Source organism: Kineococcus mangrovi, assembly GCF_041320705.1.
Taxonomy (GTDB): Bacteria; Actinomycetota; Actinomycetes; order Actinomycetales; family Kineococcaceae; genus Kineococcus; species Kineococcus mangrovi.
This window is the reverse complement of the sequence record NZ_JBGGTQ010000002.1, coordinates 248,831-266,497: the sequence shown is the minus strand read 5'-3', so window position 1 is coordinate 266,497 and position 17,667 is coordinate 248,831. Positions and strand designations below refer to the sequence as shown.

12 protein-coding genes are annotated in these 17,667 nt (G+C 72.1%); 2 read left to right on the top strand and 10 right to left on the bottom strand.

Annotation, left to right across the window (positions count from 1 at the left end):
* Nucleotide 1 precedes the first annotated feature (1 nt).
* The 7 genes from AB2L28_RS04340 to AB2L28_RS04310 form a co-directional block, all read right to left on the bottom strand.
* Entirely contained in the window at nt 2-2,827 is a 2,826-nt protein-coding gene (locus AB2L28_RS04340) for a DUF8487 domain-containing protein (protein WP_370717503.1), read from the bottom strand.
* Nucleotides 2,828-2,889: 62 nt separating this feature from the next.
* Nucleotides 2,890-6,165, bottom strand: a complete 3,276-nt coding sequence (locus tag AB2L28_RS04335; protein ID WP_370717502.1) for a DUF5107 domain-containing protein — start codon at nt 6,163-6,165, stop codon at nt 2,890-2,892.
* A gap of 2 nt (nt 6,166-6,167) precedes the next feature.
* The gene (locus tag AB2L28_RS04330; RefSeq protein WP_370717501.1) at nt 6,168-7,088 is read right to left on the bottom strand and encodes a carbohydrate ABC transporter permease; all 921 of its coding nucleotides are present in this window, start codon (nt 7,086-7,088) and stop codon (nt 6,168-6,170) included.
* Nucleotides 7,085-8,032, bottom strand: a complete 948-nt coding sequence (locus AB2L28_RS04325) for a carbohydrate ABC transporter permease (RefSeq protein WP_370717500.1) — start codon at nt 8,030-8,032, stop codon at nt 7,085-7,087. The genes AB2L28_RS04330 and AB2L28_RS04325 overlap by 4 nt, the downstream gene beginning before the upstream one ends.
* Nucleotides 8,029-9,336 carry an ABC transporter substrate-binding protein gene (locus AB2L28_RS04320; protein WP_370717499.1) on the bottom strand — a complete coding sequence of 436 codons (1,308 nt, stop codon included), beginning with the start codon at nt 9,334-9,336 and terminating at the stop codon, nt 8,029-8,031. The genes AB2L28_RS04325 and AB2L28_RS04320 overlap by 4 nt, the downstream gene beginning before the upstream one ends.
* A 146-nt stretch (nt 9,337-9,482) precedes the next feature.
* Nucleotides 9,483-10,385, bottom strand: a complete 903-nt coding sequence (locus AB2L28_RS04315) for an AraC family transcriptional regulator (protein ID WP_370717498.1) — start codon at nt 10,383-10,385, stop codon at nt 9,483-9,485.
* Between the two features lie 200 nt (nt 10,386-10,585).
* Entirely contained in the window at nt 10,586-12,112 is a 1,527-nt protein-coding gene (locus tag AB2L28_RS04310) for a catalase (protein ID WP_370717849.1), read from the bottom strand.
* 435 nt (nt 12,113-12,547) lie between these two features.
* Here AB2L28_RS04310 and AB2L28_RS04305 point away from each other — a divergent pair, with 435 nt between their 5' ends.
* Nucleotides 12,548-13,918, top strand: a complete 1,371-nt coding sequence (locus AB2L28_RS04305) for a sensor domain-containing phosphodiesterase (RefSeq protein ID WP_370717497.1) — start codon at nt 12,548-12,550, stop codon at nt 13,916-13,918.
* Between the two features lie 759 nt (nt 13,919-14,677).
* Nucleotides 14,678-16,339, top strand: a complete 1,662-nt coding sequence (argS, locus tag AB2L28_RS04300; protein ID WP_370717496.1) for an arginine--tRNA ligase — start codon at nt 14,678-14,680, stop codon at nt 16,337-16,339.
* Nucleotides 16,340-16,722: 383 nt separating this feature from the next.
* Here argS and AB2L28_RS04295 read toward each other — a convergent pair whose 3' ends face one another.
* Genes AB2L28_RS04295 through AB2L28_RS04285 form a run of 3 tightly spaced genes read right to left on the bottom strand, consistent with a single transcriptional unit; the run spans nt 16,723 to nt 17,555 of the window.
* Nucleotides 16,723-16,962 carry a hypothetical protein gene (locus AB2L28_RS04295; protein WP_370717495.1) on the bottom strand — a complete coding sequence of 80 codons (240 nt, stop codon included), beginning with the start codon at nt 16,960-16,962 and terminating at the stop codon, nt 16,723-16,725.
* The gene (locus tag AB2L28_RS04290; protein WP_370717494.1) at nt 16,959-17,150 is read right to left on the bottom strand and encodes a hypothetical protein; all 192 of its coding nucleotides are present in this window, start codon (nt 17,148-17,150) and stop codon (nt 16,959-16,961) included. The genes AB2L28_RS04295 and AB2L28_RS04290 overlap by 4 nt, the downstream gene beginning before the upstream one ends.
* Before the next feature lie 15 nt (nt 17,151-17,165).
* Nucleotides 17,166-17,555 (bottom strand): STAS domain-containing protein, encoded by a 390-nt coding sequence (locus tag AB2L28_RS04285; RefSeq protein ID WP_370717493.1) that lies wholly within the window; start codon nt 17,553-17,555, stop codon nt 17,166-17,168.
* Nucleotides 17,556-17,667 lie beyond the last annotated feature (112 nt).

The window sequence follows — 17,667 nt, the reverse complement described above, 5'->3', positions numbered from 1 at the left end:
CTCACGTCGTCACGAACAACCGCCGGACGTCGTCCGGGTCGATCGTCGTCCCCGGGGCGAAGTGTTCTCCCGACACGTAGCGCAGGAGCCCGTCACGGAACTGCCGGGCGACCGGCCGGTCGTCCAGGTCCGAACGCACGTCCATCGTGCAGACGACGAGCCGCCCCCGGCCCACCCGTGCCTCGAACAAGGTCCCCAGGCGACGGGCGGAGAACCAGGTGTCGATCGGCTGCACCAGCGGCCGGAGCGTGGTCGGCAGACCGTCCAGGACCATCGCCCCCGCGTCGTGCAGCAGTTCCCACCACTGCCAGTCGGTGTGACCGTCGGAGGGGAAGCCGTCGAAGAGTGGGTGAGACGGGTCGTGCGTGATGCCGAGCGTGTGCGGGGCCTGGTTGCGTGTCCACGCGGTGTTCCAGAACACCGTGCTGAACCCCAGGCCGACGTCGCCGGCCACCTGCTTCGGGTCGGCGGCCAGGAGCACCGTCTCGCCGGCCCCGGCTCGCCGCAACGCCTCCTCGACGTCGGTCGTCTCCACGACACCGACCGGTTCGGGGGTGGTGGGAGTCGCGTAGGACCACAGGTCCCAGTCGTTCTCCCACGAGCGGCCGTCACCGGAGCGGACCGCGAGCACGAGCTTCAGGTGCTCGGTGCGCGCGCCGGTCAGCGGAACCTCGACCTGGCCGAGTCGCTCGGTGTTGCCGATCGGCACGACGCCCTCGACGACGACCCCGTCGGCCAGCACGGCGCCGGAGGTGTTCTCCAGGCGCCAGGTGACCTCGGCGTCCAGCGGTGCGGCGCCGAAGTGGGCGACCTGGGCCTCGAACGTGAGCGTGTCCCCGGCCGAGAAGATCCGGCGCGGCAACCGGGCCAGCGGGACGGTCGGACCGCAGAAGCGGGCGAACTCGGCTGCCGTGCTGTAGGGCTTCTCGTCCCAGAACGGGTCCAGGACGCCGACCAGGGCCGTGCCCTGGCCGGGGAAGTCGGTCAGGCCGAGCAGCTGGAACCCCCCGAAACCGGGGGTCCGGAGCGCGGACTCGACCTCCTCCTTGTAGGAGAGGAACTGCAGACGACCTGAGGCGTGCAGGAACTCCTCCGCCTGGTCGGACATGCCGGAGGCTTCGAGGAAGTCGGCGAAGACCTCGAAGTTCTTGGCCTGCAGGAGCCCGGTGTACTTGCCGGTCTCGGCGAAGTTCGGGTAGACGCACCACTCACCGACCTCGTGGCTCACGATCGGGCGAGGCGTGCGTTCCACCCAGTCCGCGTAGTCCGTGGTCGTCTCCGGCGGTCGTGCGTTGAGCCGCGCGTCCAGTTCCTCGCCCCAGGCGTACGTGCGCGGGCCGGGGATGTTGTCGAAGTCGTTCTCGGTGATGGCGGGCCAGCCGGCGGCGCTGGTGTACAGGCGACGGGGGTCGCGGCGGCGCCAGTGCTCGACCCACTGCCCGAGGAACTCGGCGTCGCGCCCCGCGGGTTCGTTGCCGTGCGCCATGAGCACGAAGGAGGGGTGGTTCCCGTAGCTGTCGAGGATGCGCTGGGTCTCCTCGTACACGTACCGGTCCACCGGTCGCCCCTCGCCCACGGCCGCGCCCTGGTTGGCCCAGACGGGTGCCTCGACCTGGAGGTAGAAACCCTCCTCGTCGGCAGCCGCGAACGCCGCCTCCGGTGGGCACCACGAGTGGAACCTGAGCAGGTTGAGGCCGTGGGCCCGCGCGACGTGGATGATGCGCCGCCAGGCCGTCACGTCCGTGGGCGGGTACCCGGTGAGGGGGAACACGCAGGACTCCAGGGTCCCGCGGATGAAGGTGCGACGGCCGTTGACCGCGATCTGGGTGCCCTCGACGGTGACCTCGCGCATGCCGAAGGTCGTGCGCCGCACGTCGTGGTGGGTCCGGCCCTCGACCTGGGCCGTCAGCTCGACGCTGACGTCGTAGAGCGCGGGGTGGAACTCGTCCCACGTCGCCACGGCGTCACCCAGGGGCAGGGTGAGGTCGACGTGGCTGCCGCCGGCGGTCATGCCCCGGCCCTGCAGACCCTCGCCGTGCTCGGCGTCGTAGTGCGCGCTGACGGGTGCGACGACGGGTGCGACGACGGGCTGGCCGGGCACGTCGCGCCGGGTGGCCGACACGGTGACCGTCCCCCGTCCGGCGCCCTCGACCGTGGCGGCGATGTCGACCGAGACGTGGGCCGAGGAAGTGGCCAGGTCCGGGCGCACGCGGACCTGCCGGATGGCCACGTCCGGCAGCGCGCGCAGGGTCAGATCACCGATGACGCCGTTCCAGTTGCTCTGGGTGTGGTCACTGATGCTGTGGGCGTTGGGGCCGACGTCGACCACCGTGCGGTTGTCGACCCGCAGGGTCAGCCGGTGCTCGCCGGCGGAGAGCCGTCCGAGGTCGAACTCGTGGGCGCTGCTCAGGCTGCGGTCGGAACCGACCCGCACGTCGTCCACCCAGACGGTGGACTCCCAGTGGACGCGCTCGAGGGACAGCACGACACGACGCCCGGCCCACTCCTGCGGGACGGTGATCGAGCGCTGGAACCACGCGGCGCCGCGGTAGTAGGTGTGCGGTTGCAGCCAGAAGGGGACCTTGTAGTTCTCCGCGGTGCGGTAGGGCGCGTAGCGGTCGTCGGTGTAGAAGGACTTGTCGACCACCAGGCCGGTCCACTCGGTGTCCGGACCGACCGGGTCCCCGATGCCCTGCTCCTGCAGGGACCCGGGGAGGGTGACGTCCTGCCGGGTGCTCGCTGCCGCACCCGCACGGGTGAACCACAGCTCCCGTTCCCCGACGCCGGTGGGGTCCAGGGCCACCGTCCACCTGCCCGCGAGGCTCACGGGGCTCAGCGGATCTGCGTCCTGCGCGGGCGGGTGGGTGGGCGGATGCGCCGTCGTGGTGCTCACCGGTCGTTCGCTGCCTCTCTGAAGGTCTGGATCTGTTGGCGGATGTGGGCCACCTCGCGGTCGCGGGCGGCAGCAGGGTGCTCGACGAACAGCAGCAAGCTCGGGAGGCTGGTGGCGAAGAAGTCGACCTCCACCTCGCTCTCGGCGTAGCCGTCGAGCCACGACTGGAGGTGGTCGACGAGTTCGACCGCCTCGTCCGAGCGCCCCAGCCGGGTCAGCGCGTCGGCCGCGTGGATCGTGGCGCGGTTGTAGGCGGTCTGCGCCATGTCCACGAAGTCACCCGTGGAGGTCGCCGCCTGCTCCCACTGCGCGGTGGCCGCGTCGGGTTTGCCGAGAGCGGCGAGCGCGTCGCCGAGGGTCAGCCGCAACTGCGCCGTGGTGGCCAGGGGGTGCCGGTTCTCCCCGAGGTTCTCCGGCGGCTCGAGGGCCTCCTCGAGGACCTGGACGGCCCCCAGCGCCTCACCGTCCGCCAGCAGGCCGCCGGCCACGGCGAGGCAGGCTCGCTCCCAGACCCCGAGGACCTGGCCCTCGCCGCCCTCCCACGGCTGGAACGCGCGCGTGGCCAGCAACTCGCGCGCCTCCTCGGCGCGTCCGACGTCGATCAGCAGACCGGCGAAGGTGACGGTGAGGTCGTCGCGTTCGAGCACGAGCCGGCGGTGGGCCTCCAGCGGTTTTAGCCGCCGCGCCGCGGGCGTGCCGGTGCGCAGGGCGAGCTGGTCGCGCTCGAACCACAGCCGGGCATCCTCAGGGCGGGCGGCCAGCGCGAGGTCGTACTCGGCCTCGGCGGCAGCCGGGTCCGCGGAGTCGTTGAAGGCCGCGAGCCCGAGGTTGCGGTGCAGCACCGCGGCGAGGTCGTCGCCCGGGGCCGCGTCCAGCGCCGCACGCCACGAGGCGACGGCATCCACGGGCCGTCCGTGCGCGTAGTACCAGTGCCCGAGCAGCGCGGGCGGCAGGGCGACGTCGGGAGCGATCCGGGTCGCCGCGAGCAACGCCTCGACGTCCTCCAGCCTCGACGCGTACGCGGTGGTGGTGGGTCGGGCCGCCGCCCGTTCGACCCACTCGCGGGCGCCCCGCCCGTCCCCGGCGCGGTCGGCCAGCACCGCACGGTGCAGGTCGAGGAGGGGACCGACGTCCACCTGCCCGACAGCGGTGCGCTCGAGCAGCGACTGCGAGTGCGTCAGCGCGTCGACGGCCCGCGCGGACAGTCCGGCCGCGGCGTACTCCAGAGCCACGTCCAGCATGGTCGTGGCGTCGTGGGTGGGGTCGAGACCAGCGAGGTGGCGAGCCCAGGCGTCCAGCGGATCACGGCGCAGGGTCGCGGCCAGCACCTCCTGCGCCTCCTGGTGCCGGCCGGTCTCCAGGAGGAGGGCCGCGAGCAGGTCGGCGGACTGCAGGTGGTGAGGGTCGAGGTCGAGCGCCTCGCGCAGGGTCCGCACCGCGCGCGTGACGTCCCCGTCCCGGCTGCGCAGCCGTGCCAGGGCGAACCGGGCAGAGGTGGCGAACCGCGCGTCCCAGGAGGCGCGGGCCAGGACCGTGGCCGCCTCGCCGTCGCGGCCCAGGAACACCAGCGCCAGACCGAGGCGGTAGTGCGCCTCGCCCGAGGCCGGGGTGGACGTCCAACGCGTCGCAGCGGCTGCGCTGCGCGAGAGCAGGTCCACCGCGGCCTCGTGCTCACCTCGTTCGTGGGCCTTGGCGCCGAGGGCCGCCAGGGCGCGCGACTCCCCGGGGTCACGGGCCAGCACCTCCTCCAGGTACGGCACCGAGGAGCGGGTGGCGTGCCGGTACTGGTCGAGGTAGGTGGCGATGTGGACGAGTTCGTCGATCGAGCCGACCTCCGCGGGCGGCGGCGGCGCCGCGGCCCGCTGCGTGCTGGGGGCGACGTCCGGCACCGTGGGGCTCCCGACGGTCCAGACGGCGACGTCGTGGCCGGCGTGCGTGACGGTGAACCGCAGCCCGGAGGCGTCGGCCCGGTCCACGCCCACCTGCACGGTCCGGCCGGGGCGCAGGTCCACCGTCTCGCGGTGCAGGACCTCCGCTGCGGCGGTGACCGTGACGACGGCGGCGGGCAGCGCCTGCGCCGGGCACAACCAGAACTCCGTCCCGGCCTCGCCCGTGCGCAGCGACACCGCCAGGTCGGAGGTGGCGAACTGCACCGGGCCCGTGCCGTGGATGGGGTACCAGGCCTGGGTGAAGGTCTTCGTCTCACCGGCGGCCAGGTGCGCGAAGTCGGGCTGGTTGTCGGTGTAGACGCCGGCCATGAGCTCGACGTAGGGGCCGTCGGCGTCGGTGAGGTTGCGGTCCCAGGCCCAGCCGAAGGGCGCGTTCCCCCACGTCCACTGCTTCTTGCCGGGGGAGATCTCGTGCGGGGCGACGTGCACGAACCCCGCCCCGGCGGCGTGGTCGTAGCCGCCGAAGAAGTCCTCCACCGTGTCCAGGGCCATGTACGACGTGGGGACCGGGATGTTGCGGTACCAGTCCAGCCGGCCCGCCTCGGGTCCCTCCGCGGCGGCCTGAGCGGCGTAGTCGACGCCGTAGTACGGCGCGTCGGGGACGGGGAACGACACGACGGCACGTTTGGCGTGGTCGGCGACCCGGGTGACGTCGGCAGGGAAGAACGACTGGTAGTCGTCGCCCACGGCGGCGGCCACGTTGGCCCACCACAGGAAGGTCTGCGGGGTCTGGCTGCGGTTGTACAGCCGCACGTGCGCCTCGAGCCGGGAACTGGTCGGGGTCAGCCGCAGGCCGTGCATGCCCTTCATGCGCGTGAACGGGTCGTGGTCGGAGCACCACACGGTCACCGAACCGTCGTCGCCGCGCTCGATCTCCACGTCGGTGGGCAGGAACGTGGCGGGGCGGTGGTGCTGCGGCCAGTTGAACTCGATGCCGCCGGACATCCACGGCCCGGCCAGGCCGACGAGCGCGGGCTTGACGACGTTGTTGCGGTAGAACAGGTCGTACCCGGCCTGCTTGTCGTGCACGACGTGCACGCGGCCGCCGAGCTCGGGCAGGACGACGACGCGCAGCCACTCGTTCTCCAGGTGGACCGCCTGCCAGGCGTGGGGCGCCTTGTCCGCGGCGATGCGTTCGTGGAAGGGCAGCGGGTACACCCGCCCGGACGATCCCTGGTACACGCGACGGTGCAGGTAGGCCGGGTAGGCGCTGGGCTCGGTCGGCAGGTAGCTGTCCACGACGAGCGGCGCGGACCAGACGGCGACCCCGTCGTGCCAGGCGTCGGCGGGGGCGGTGGGCAGCTGCAGTTCGGGGGTGGCCATGGTCAGCCCTTCACACTTCCTTCGGTCAGCCCGGCGCGCCAGAAGCGCTGCAGGCTGACGATGGCGATCATCAACGGGACGACGGACAGGAGGGCACCGGCGATGACCGCGGTGTACAGCTCGGGCGCGCGGTCGGTGACGCTGTTCCAGCTGAAGAGGCCCAGGGTCATCGGGTACAGGTCGGGATCGGACAGCATGATCAACGGGAGGAAGAAGTTGTTCCAGATCCCGATGAACTGGAACAGCAGGACCGTCACCGCGGCCGGTGCCATGAGTCGCAGGACGATGGTGGCGAAGATGCGGAACTCCCCGGCGCCGTCCAGCCGGGCGGCCTCGAGCAGGCTGTCCGGCACCGCGGCCGTCGCGTAGATGCGGCCCAGGTAGGCACCGAACGGGCTGACCAGCGCAGGCAGCAGCACCGCCCAGTAGGTGTTCACCAGGCCCAGGCGGCTGAACAGCAGGAACAGCGGCAGGGCCAGCGCGGTACCCGGGATCATCACGCCGGCGAGGAAGACGTTGAACAGCGCCTCGCGGCCCCTGAACGTGAACTTCGCCAGGCAGTACCCGGCCGCGATCGACAGGACGGTGGCCACCACGGCTCCCACCCCGGAGTACAGGAGGCTGTTGAGGGCCCAGCGGCCGAAGATGCCGCCGTTGTACTCCACCACGGCCCGCAAGTTCGTGAGGAGCTGCGGGTCCGACAGGGTGACCCCGGAGGTCCCGAACAGGTCGTCGCGGCTCTTGGTCGCTGCGATGACCAGCCAGTACACCGGGAAGAGGAAGTAGATCGCGGCCACCGCGAGGCCCGCGGTGAGGAGGATGCGCGAGGTCGCCGAGGGAGCGGAGGCGCTCGTGCGGCGCCGTGGGTCGCGGTTGCCGGCGGCGGGGGAGTCCGCCGTGGCGACGTCGGTGTCGGCGGTCACTTCTCGCTCCTGTTCACGAGCTTGAGGAAGCCGAAGGAGAACGCGCAGGCGACCAGCGCCAGCAGCACGGACTCCGCGGCCGCGAGGTTGTAGTTGTTGTTGGCGAACGCCTCGTTGTACGCGGCGAGGTTCGGGGTGTAGGTGCTGGTGATCGAACCGGTCAGCGGACGCAGGATGAGCGGTTCACCGAACAACTGCAGCGTCCCGATGATCGTGAACACGGTCGTCAGGACGATCGCGGGTCGGATGAGCGGCAGCTTGATGCGGGTGACCACCTGCCAGGCCGACGCACCGTCGATGGAGGCGGCCTCGAACAGGTCCGGATCGATGGACTTCAGCTGGGCGATGATGACCAGCATGTTGTAGCCGGCGTACTGCCAGGTCACGATGTTCGCGATCGACCACAGGACGTTGTCGGCGCCGAGGAAGTCGGCCTGCAGGCCGACGGCCTGCGCGAGGTCCACCACCGGGCTCAGGCCCGGGGTGTACAGGAAACCCCACAGCAATGAGGCGATGACGCCGGGGATGCCGTACGGCAGGAAGTACGCCGACCGGAAGAACCGCACCCCGCGGGCCGAGGCGGCGTCCAGCATCAGGGCCAGCGCGGTGGCCAGGACGATCATGACCGGCACCTGCACGACGGCGAACAGGAGCACCCGGCCGAGGCTGGCGACGAACGCTTCGTCGGACAGGGCGTCGGCGAAGTTCGACAGGCCGACGAAGATCGTCGACGTCGTACCGCGCCCCAGCGGGCCGGACCGCTCGACGCCGGTCAGGCTCTCGTAGAGGGCGTAGAAGATGGGCAGGGCGATCGTCGCGGCGAACAGGAGCGTGAACGGCCCGAGCAGCCCCAGGATCGCCAGCCGTCGCCCTCTGCGGTTCGGCGCGGCCGTCCGCGGGCGGGCCGGTGTGCCCGGTGCCTGGGTCGAGGTCTGGGTCGTCATGAGTTGCTCTCCACGGTGAGGCCCTTGTCCTCGATGTCCTCGACGGTCTGCTCCTGGGCGCGTTCGAGGGCTTCGACCAGCGTCCCCTGGCCGGCCACCACCCCAGCGAAGGCGTCGTTGATGTGGGCGTACGTGTTCGCGGTGGTCGGGCCCCACTGCCAGTCGCTGTCGATGTTCTGGTCGGCGACGGCGAACACCTCGCGGTTGCCGTTCTGGCCGCCCAGCAGCGGGTCCGGGGCGTCCAGCGCGGTGCCCTCGAGCCCGTTGCGGATGGCCGGCCACCCGTACCCCCCGGCGATGAGGAGGTCGATGCTCTCGGGGTCGGTGTTCAGCCACAGGGCGAACTCGGCGGCTGCCTGCGGGTGCTGGCAGCCCTTGAGGATCGCTGTCGACGAACCACCCCAGTTGCCCGACGCCATTTCCCCGGCGTTCCACTGCGGCAACGGGGCGACGCGCCAGGCGCCCGCGCTGTCGCCGGCGTTGGAGGCCAGCAGAGCCCCACCCCACTGCGCCGAGGGCCACGTCACCAGCCGGCCGAGCTGCAGGTCGTTGTACCACCGGCTGGCGAAGTCCGGCTGGACGGAGATCAGGTCGTTGCGGCGCAGGTCGTCCCAGTACTCCGCGACGCGGCGGCTCGCGTCGTCGGCCACCCCCACGGTCCAGGTGCCGTCCTCGACACCGAACCACTGCGCCCCGGCCTGCCAGGCCAGCGCACCGAACCACGCCGCGTTCTGCGGCGGGAAAGCCACCAGGTAGCGGTCCGGACCGGAGGACCGGACGGTCTCGGCGGCGGCGGCGAACTCGTCCCAGGTCGTCGGCGGCTGCAGCCCCACTTCGTCCAGGATGTCGGCGCGGTAGTAGAGGCCCATCGGGCCGGAGGCCTGCGGCACCGCGTAGATGCGGTCGCTGAACGTGCACATCGCCAGCTGCCAGTCGACGAACTCGGACGCCCGGTCCGTCATACCCAGGGGGCCGACCTCGACCAGCCCGTTCTCCAGGGCGAACCCGGGGAGTTCCTGGTACTCGACCTGGGCCACGTCGGGTGCTCCGCGTCCGCCGCGGACGGCGGCGTACATCTTCGCGTAGGTCCCAGAACCACCGGCCGGAGTGAACTCCAGGTTCACGAAGGTGTCCCGGCCCTGGCTGTTCCACAGGTCGACGGCGTTCTCGATGCCCGGCACCCACGACCAGAACCGGAGGACGGTCTGTCCCGGCCGGGCTTGCGACGGCCCGCCGCAGGCCGTCGCCAGACCTCCGGTCAGTGCTCCGGCTGCTGTTGCGGCCAGCAGCGTCCTGCGTCTCATGTCCTGCCTCCTCGTCGAGTCCCGCCGGTCGCACAGAGCGTTCGATGCGACGGCGAGGCCTCGACGCTACCGGCGGACGGACGCCCGGGTAACGGGTGGATCGACGCAATACCTGGACGATCCGACGATCCCTGGACCCGGAAGGATCACTGGTCCTGCTGCTTGCGGAAGGCGCTGGGGCTCATCCCGTGCGCCTTGCGGAACTGCCGCGAGAAGTACCACGAGTCGTCGTAACCGCACTGCGCGCCGACCTGGGCGATGCTGTGCTGGGTCGTCGCCAGCAGCTCCCGGGCCCGGGACATGCGCAGTTGCGTCTGGTAGGTGAGGACGGACACGCCGAAGCGGCGGCGGAACAACACGCCGAAGTGCGAGGCGCTCAAGCCGGCGGTGGAGGCCAGCTCGGTGACGCTGGTCCGCACGCTGGTGTTGCGGCGCAGGTGCTCCGCCGCCTGTTCGACCACCGATTCGGAGGCGTCACGCACCGAACGGGAGGACGCCAGGACCGTCAGCAGGTGCCAGGCGGCCCCCGAGGCGGCCAGCAGGCTCGACGCGGTCGTGTCCCGTTCCACCCTGGCCACCACCTCCGCGGCCAGCAGCGCCGTGCCGGGCACGTCGACGGGGACCCGGACCGGTGCGGCGGGTGTGGAGCCGACGAGGCTCACGAGCCCGGGGACCGAGCGACCGGCGACGTGCAACCACCAGATCGTCCACGGGTCGCCCTCGTCGGAGCCGTAGGCGTGGGGGGTGTCCGGCGGCAGCACCGCCACCTGACCGGTCGCGACGTCGAACCTGCCCTCCGGTGTCTCGCACCACCCGCGTCCCTTGACGCAGATGAGGACGACGGCCTGGTCGATCGGGCGGGTGCGGGCCCGCAGGTGTCGTCCGGCGTTGGGGAAGTAGCCGCAGTCGGTGACCAGCAACTCGCAGGTGCCCGGGGTGCTCAGCGCGGCGCGCTGGACCGGCCGGGGCACCACGAGCTTGCGTTCGCCGGGGAACCCTTCCCCCACCAGGCCGCGGACGTGGTCGGCCGTGAGCGCGGAACCAGTCATGCGTGAACCGTCTCACGGGGTCTCCTCCCGGGGAGGGAGGCGCCGTTCCGCAGCCGTTCGCTCTCGGCGGTACGTCCGGATGACCCCGGGCCGCTCGCCCACCGGACCTGCTCCGGCCCGTGGCGCAGGGCCGCGACGACTCCGCCCGCGCGCTCCACGCGGGGGCACCGGGAGCGTCCCGATGCCCCCGCGTGGACGGGTCAGGCCTTGTGCTGGGCCCCGCTGCGGGCCGGGTTGCCCTGGTTCTCCGCCTTGGGGTCCATCAGGTCCTGCTTGGCCGAGACGCCCTCGCGGATGCGCTGACCGATGTCGCTGTCCACGTTCTCCCAGTAGGTGAACGCCCTCGTGAGCACCTTGTCGCTCACCCCGTTCAGCAGGTGACCGACGACGTTGTCCACGAACCGCTCGCGGGCCGCGTCGTCCATCACGTCGCGGACGAGGGCGCCGGCCTGACCCCAGTCGTCGTCCTGCGCGTGCTGCTCGTAGGCGGCGCGCACGGGCTCGCCGCCGGCGTCCCAGCGTCCGGTGTGCCCGGCCCGCTCGGCGTCGGCGACCGGGCCGCCGTAGGAGTTCGGGGCGTAGACGGGGTCGCCGGGGTTGCTGTACCGCATCTGCCCGTCCTTGGCGTAGCTGTTGACGGGGGACTTCGCGTGGTTCACCGGCAGCTGCGTGTAGTTGGCGCCGATGCGGTAACGGTGCGCGTCCGCGTAGCTGAACATGCGGCCCAAGAGCATCTTGTCCGGGCTCACGCCGATGCCCGGGACCATGTTCGAGGGTTCGAAGGCGGCCTGCTCGATCTCGGCGAAGTAGTTCTCCGGGTTGCGGTTCAGCGTCAGCTTGCCCACCTCGTGCAGGGGGTAGTCGCTGTGCGGCCAGACCTTCGTCACGTCGAACGGGTTGAACCGGTACCCGGCGGCGTCCTCGTCCGGCATGACCTGGACGTACAGCGTCCACGAGGGGAACTCCCCGTCACGGATGTGCTCGTTCAGGTCGCGGATGTGGTAGTCGGTGTCGATCGAGGCCATCTGGTCGGCCTCGTCCTGGGTGAAGAACTGGTTGCCCTGATCGGTCTTGAACGTGTACTTGACCCAGCTGCGCTCACCCTCGGCGTTGATCCACTGGAACGTGTGGGAGCCGTAGCCGTTCATGTGCCGCCACGTGCGCGGGATCCCGCGGTCACCCATGAGCCACGTCACCTGGTGGGCGGACTCGGGGGAGAGGGTCCAGAAGTCCCACTGCATGTCGTGGTCACGCAGGTGGTTGTCCGCCCGGCGCTTCTGGGACCGGATGAAGTCCTGGAACTTCATCGGGTCCTTGACGAAGAAGACGGGCGTGTTGTTGCCGACGACGTCGTAGTTGCCCTCGGTCGTGTAGAACTTCAGCGAGAAGCCGCGCGGGTCGCGCCAGGTGTCGGGGGTGCCCGACTCGCCGGCCACGGTGGAGAAGCGCGCGAGGGCCTGCGTGGTGGTGCCCGGCTGGAACATCGCCGCCCGGGTCCACCGGGAGACGTCACCGGTCACCTGGAACTCACCGAAGGCCCCGCCGCCCTTGGCGTGCACGACGCGCTCGGGCACGCGCTCCCGGTTGAACTGCGCCATCTTCTCGATGAGGTACGCGTCGTGCAGCATGATCCCGCCGCCGGGACCCTGGGTCAGGGAGTGCTCGTCGCTCGCGACGGGGATGCCGACGTCGTTCGTCGTCGGCGCACCGGTCGCGGTCGTTTCCATCTGCTCGGTCACGTCCCCAGGATCAGCGCGTCCGGGACGCCCCGCCACCGGGAGCGAACGTCCGCAGCAGCCGCTCAGGTGACCCTCACCGACGGTGGGCAGCCTCGGTTCGCCGGCTCGCCGGCCCTCGATCAGCACCCGGTGCAGGGCCTCGGGCAGCTCCGGCGCCTGGGTGCCCGCCGGCAGTCGAGCCGGGACGACGCGGCTGCAGCGGTGGGCGACGTCTGGCCGACGTCGGCGGCCAGCTCCGCGTCGCCGGTCAGCTCCGCGTCGCCGGGGTCCTGCCACCTCCCGTGCTCCGGCCCGTGGGCCACCGGTCGGCGTCGCGCGGCCGGTGCCGCCACCGCGGTGCCCGGTTGCGTGACCGGCCTCTGCGCGTCATGGTGGGCCACGCCGTGCAATCAGCTGCGGTCCTCCACTGACCTGGGAGGGCCAGTGCAGCGACCCGGCCACCTCGCCTCCTCGACGGCCTCGCGGACGTCTCGTCAGCGGTCGGCCACGTTCGTGCGGTACCAGCCGATCGTCACCCTGTCGGCTCCGCTCGACCGGCACGTCGTCGCGGTGGAGGCACTGACCGGCGCACCTGTCCACGCGGTCGTCGAGGACGACGGACGGGCCGAGCGCGACGGTCTGGTCGCCGACGACCTGCGCCGGCTGCGAGCGGTCGTGGCAGACCTCACCGCACTGCCCGCGCCGGGTGCCCGGTTGCTCCCGGTCTTCGTCAACCTCGAACCCGTTTCGCTGTCGATGCTGACTCCCGCGACGGTCCACCAACTGCTGCACCCGCTGCTGCAGCGCACCAGCGTCGTCGTCGAAGTGACCGAACGCAGCCTGCTGCACGACCCGGCCGGGCTGCTGCGCGGCATCCGCCACCTGCGCCAGGCCGGTTGCGCGATCGCTGTCGACGACGTCGGCAGCACCCCCGCAGCACTGGCCCTGCTGTCGCTGATCGAACCCGACGTCGTCAAGCTCGACATGGGGCTGCTCCACGACCCCTTCACCCCCTCCGCGGCCGCCACGGTCGCCGCGGTCCGCGATCAGGCCGACCGCACCGGTGCGCTGGTGCTGGCCGAGGGCATCGAGACCCGGCAGCAGGAGCAGAAGGCACTCAGCACGGGCGCGGACCTGGGGCAGGGGTGGCGGTACGGACGGTCCCTGGGCTGGCCGCCCGTGAGCGCCGCGACCGACGGAGCCTCGCCGCTGGAGACGGCGCTGCAGGCAGCGCGAAGGAACCTGGCGGTCTCGTCGCGGCACTACCGCTCGCCCTTCGCTGTCCTGTCGCAGACGCACACCGTGCGCCGCGGGTCGCAACGCCTGCTGACGCAGATGTCGCGGCACCTGGAGGACCAGGCCCTGAACAACACCGCCGACGCCGTGGTCCTGGCCGCGCTCACCACCCCCGCCGCGCTGCACGGTTTGACCCGGCGGCGGTTCGAGGCCCTGGGCCGGACGGCCACCTTCACCGCCGTCAGCGCGCCCGGCATGCCCCGCAGACCGTGCCACGGTGTCGTGGGACAGCCGTTGAACCCGCTGTCCCCGATCGCGGGGGAGTGGGTCATGACCGTCCTGACCCCCTTCTTCGCCGGCATGTTGGCCGCCCGCCCGGTACCTCGTCCCGGGGACGAAGCCCGTCGCGGGCAGAGCCCCTGCGACGACTACGACTACGCCGTCAGCTACGACCGCGCCGAGGTCGTGCAGGCTTCGCGCTGCCTGGTGCGCGAACTGGATCCGCTCCCCCTCGCCGTCGACCACGGGCGCCGGTCACCAGCCGGGGAGGTGTCGCCGCGTCTGGACGCCGAGCGGTGACGTCCGTCGACGCGGTACCGGCGCCGCGCACCGGTGGGCGTCTCGACGCCGGCTCGGTGCCCCGGTCGCGTTCGGCCGTCGACGAGGCGCTCGAACGCTCCTCGGCCGTGCAGCTCGGCTCGGCCCTGCGCGCTCGTCACCTCGGTGGTGGCTCGCGCGTGACCGCGGCTCCTGCCACCACCGCCGATCGAACCCTCGTGGAACCAACTCGCCACGCTGCTCCCCGATCGTCCCGCGTTCGACCCCACCCGACCGCCGGGCCGCCACCTCCGCCATGTCCCCGACCGCGTCGTCTTCGACCTCGTCCTGGCCGCCCGTGACGCGATGGTCGGCCTCGACCTCCGTGACCTGCCCGTGGACGGGCCCACCACCGAAGCAGTCGGCGGTGGGCGGTGCGCCGGCCGCAGTCCCGCAACGTCGTCGAGCGGTGGCCGGTGCAACGGACCCACGCCTGAGCCGGCCGGTACGGCGAACCGCGTCGGAGCACCGACCGGTCGCGGTCGGTGGTGGCGTTCCACAGCGATCTCGCCGCCGCGATCACCGATCCGCCGGCTCGTCGGTGGGGCCCGCAACCGGTACCGCTGGACTGGTCGACCCACCGCTCGGCGATCCGGTGAAGCCCCTACCAGCGGATGCTCCAGTGACGCTAAGATGGGTTTCGTGAACTCGACCCGAGTGCTGCGACGACGACGCCGACGCGTCCGCTGACCCCACCCCTCGCCGAGGGGTGACGCTCCCGTCGTACCCCGAGGAACCGCAGTGCCCACGATCGAGAACACCCTCACGTCCCGGCTGTCCACGGCCACCCGGGCGGCCTTCGGCTGGTCGGTCGAACCGGATCTCCGCACGGCGACCCGGCCGGAGTTCGGCCACTTCCAGACCAACCTCCCGCTCCGCCTCGCGCGTCCGCTCGCCCTGTCGCCGCGGACGGTCGGGGAGCGGTTGATCGGCGCCCTGGACGTCGAGGACCTGTGCCTGCCCCCCGTCCTGGCGGGGGTAGGTTTCGTGAACCTGACCCTGAGCCCGGAGTTCCTCGTCGGGCAGGTCGCGGCCCGCGCGGCCGATCCGCACCTCGGCGTCGACCGACCTGATGCACCGCAGCGGATCGTTGTCGACTACTCCTCGCCGAACGTCGCCAAGCAGATGCACGTCGGGCACCTGCGGTCGACGGTCATCGGTGACGCCCTCGTCCGAGTCCTGGAGTTCACCGGTCACGAGGTGCTGCGCCGCAACCACGTCGGCGACTGGGGGACGCCGTTCGGCATGCTCCTGGAGCACCTGGCCGAGACCGGGTTCCCGGAGGAACCGGACCTGGCGGTCCTGGACGGGGCCTACCGGTCGGCCCGTCGGAGGTTCGACGAGGAGTCGGGTTTCGCCGACCGGGCGCGGCGGCGGGTCGTGGAGCTGCAGGGAGGCGACAGCGCCACGAGGTCGTTGTGGGAACGGGTCGTCGCCGCCTCGACCGACGCGTTCTCCGTGATCTATGAACGGCTCGGAGTCCGGTTGCAGCCGGGTGACGTCGTGGGGGAGAGCCGGTACCAGGACCAGTTGCAGGCGACCCTCGACGACCTCGACGCGCTCGGCCTGCTCCGGGTGTCCAACGGGGCGGTCTGCGCCTTCCTCCCGGGTTTCCGCACGCGGGAAGGTGACCCCCTGCCACTGGTCCTGCGCAAGTCCGACGGAGGTTTCGGGTACGACGCGACCGACGTCGCCGCGCTGCGGCACCGGGTGGCTGTGGACGGCGCCGACCGGCTCGTGCACGTCGTCGACGCGCGGCAGGGTCTGCACTTCGAGCAGGTGTTCGCCCTGGCGCGGGCCGCCGGTTGGTTGCCGGAGGAGGTGCGGGCCGAGCACGTCGCGTTCGGGACGGTCCTCGGCTCCGACGGCCGCCCCTTCAAGACCCGCGACGGTGGAACCGTTCCCCTCGCAGCGTTGCTCGACGCAGCGGAGCAGCGGGCGGGGTCGCGCGACGTCGGCATCGGGGCGGTGAAGTACGCCGACCTGTCCTGCGGGCTCGGCCGCGACTACGTCTTCGACCTCGCGCGGATGGTGGCGACGGACGGCGACACCGGTCCGTACCTGCAGTACGCCCACGCCCGGCTCGCGACCCTGCTGGCCAGGGCCGGGGGTGCACCGGGGCCGGTGACCACGCTGGAGCACCCGGCTGAACTGCGGGTTGCGTTCCTGCTCACGAGGTTCCCGGACGTCGTGCAGGACGTCGTGAGCACGCTGGAACCGCACCGGTTGTGCGGGTACCTGCACCGTCTCGCCGTCGCCGTGTCCGCGTTCTACGAGAACTGTCCCGTCCTGCGTGCGGAGGCAGCGGTGCGGTCCAGCCGACTGGCCCTGTGCGCCGCCGCCCGGCGAACCCTGGCCGCTGGGCTCGACCTGCTCGGCATCGCGGCGCCGGACACGATGTAGACGGCGGCGGAGGCGGCCCGGTGCGCGAGTCGTGCAGTTCCCGTCGAGCCGGTGCCCGGTACCCCGGCCCGGGAGCAGAGTCGTCACGTGGGGAGGACTCAGCGAGTTCTGCGGACCGTCGAGGCCGACGGGGACGGTCGTGCTGAGGTCTGGGTCTGGGTCTGGGTCTGGGTCTGGGTCTGGGTCTGGGTCTGGACGGGGACGTGGACGTCGTCCACCCGGACGGGTGCACGGTGACGTTGCAGGCCCCGGTGTGCCCGGACCGCGTCGTCTCGATCGACGACGACGGAGACGGGGTGCAGCGGCGAACGCCGTGAGGGCGTCTCCGGACCTGACGCCCCACCCACCTCCCGCCGGGCCCGACGGGGACCTGGCGTGCGCCCTCAGCCCCGCGGCACCGCCAGGGCCGTGAGGAGGTACCGGACGGCGCCGGTGTCCGGCACGGGGTCGACGCTCTCCAGCGCCGGGCCGCTGAGCACCAGGTCGCGGTCGTGCAGGTGGCGACGCAGGGCGGTCCCGAGCCCCTGCCGCGCCGACCGCGGGTCGAAGGAGATCGTCTGCGGCCGCTGCACGACGACCATGGACACGTGCACCGGGCCGGGTCGGCCCACGTCCGCGGTCACCACTGCCCCCCGGCCGGGCTGAGCAGCGGCAGGAGTTCGGGGCTGTGCAGGAGGCGCAGGTCCTCCAGCTCGGCCAGGCGGGCGCGGGCCGTCTCCACGAGGTCGTCGTCACCGCGGGCGTGGCCGTCGGCCAGCTGCAGGCGGGACAGGTCGGTCTGGGCGGCGAGTTCTTCGGCGAACGAGGTCACGGGTCTCTCCTGCGGTCAGCTGGCCCGGCGGTGGGTGTCGAGGTGGGTGTCGAGGTGGGGGCGGGTGGGGTCGTCCGGGGGGCCGGCGGGGGTGTCGTCGACGACGGACTCGAAGAGGTCCTCCAGGCCCGAGCGCTGCAGGGCCGCGGTCACGGCCCGGCGCGGGTTGCGCAGCACCAGGCGCCCCCCGCGGGCCAGGCACAGCCGCCGGGCGCGCAGCAGCGCGGCCACGGTGGCCGACGACAGCGTGGGCAGACCGCTGACGTCGACGACCAGGACCGTCGGCCCCTCGTCCAGCACCCGGCCCAGCCGCCAGCGCAGGAACCCCAGGCCGGCCCTCAGGTCGGCGGGGTCCAGGACCAGCACGGGGCTCCCCTCCAGTCGTGTCCACGACGTCCTGTCCACGGTCCCCCCCTCCTGCGACGTTGGCCGCCCCGCCGCTCCATCACGTCGGGGCGTGGACACCACTGTGGCGACCCCGTGTTGCGATCGTCCGTGCGTCTCCTTTGCGATCGTG

What these genes read in the sequence shown, in the direction of transcription:
- AB2L28_RS04335 (WP_370717502.1), bottom strand. Translation starts at nt 6,165, where the DNA reads ATGGCCACCCCCGAACTGCAGCTGCCCACCGCCCCCGCCGACGCCTGG.
- AB2L28_RS04325 (WP_370717500.1), bottom strand. Translation starts at nt 8,032, where the DNA reads ATGACGACCCAGACCTCGACCCAGGCACCGGGCACACCGGCCCGCCCG.
- AB2L28_RS04320 (WP_370717499.1), bottom strand. Translation starts at nt 9,336, where the DNA reads ATGAGACGCAGGACGCTGCTGGCCGCAACAGCAGCCGGAGCACTGACC.
- AB2L28_RS04315 (WP_370717498.1), bottom strand. Translation starts at nt 10,385, where the DNA reads ATGACTGGTTCCGCGCTCACGGCCGACCACGTCCGCGGCCTGGTGGGG.
- AB2L28_RS04310 (WP_370717849.1), bottom strand. Translation starts at nt 12,112, where the DNA reads ATGGAAACGACCGCGACCGGTGCGCCGACGACGAACGACGTCGGCATC.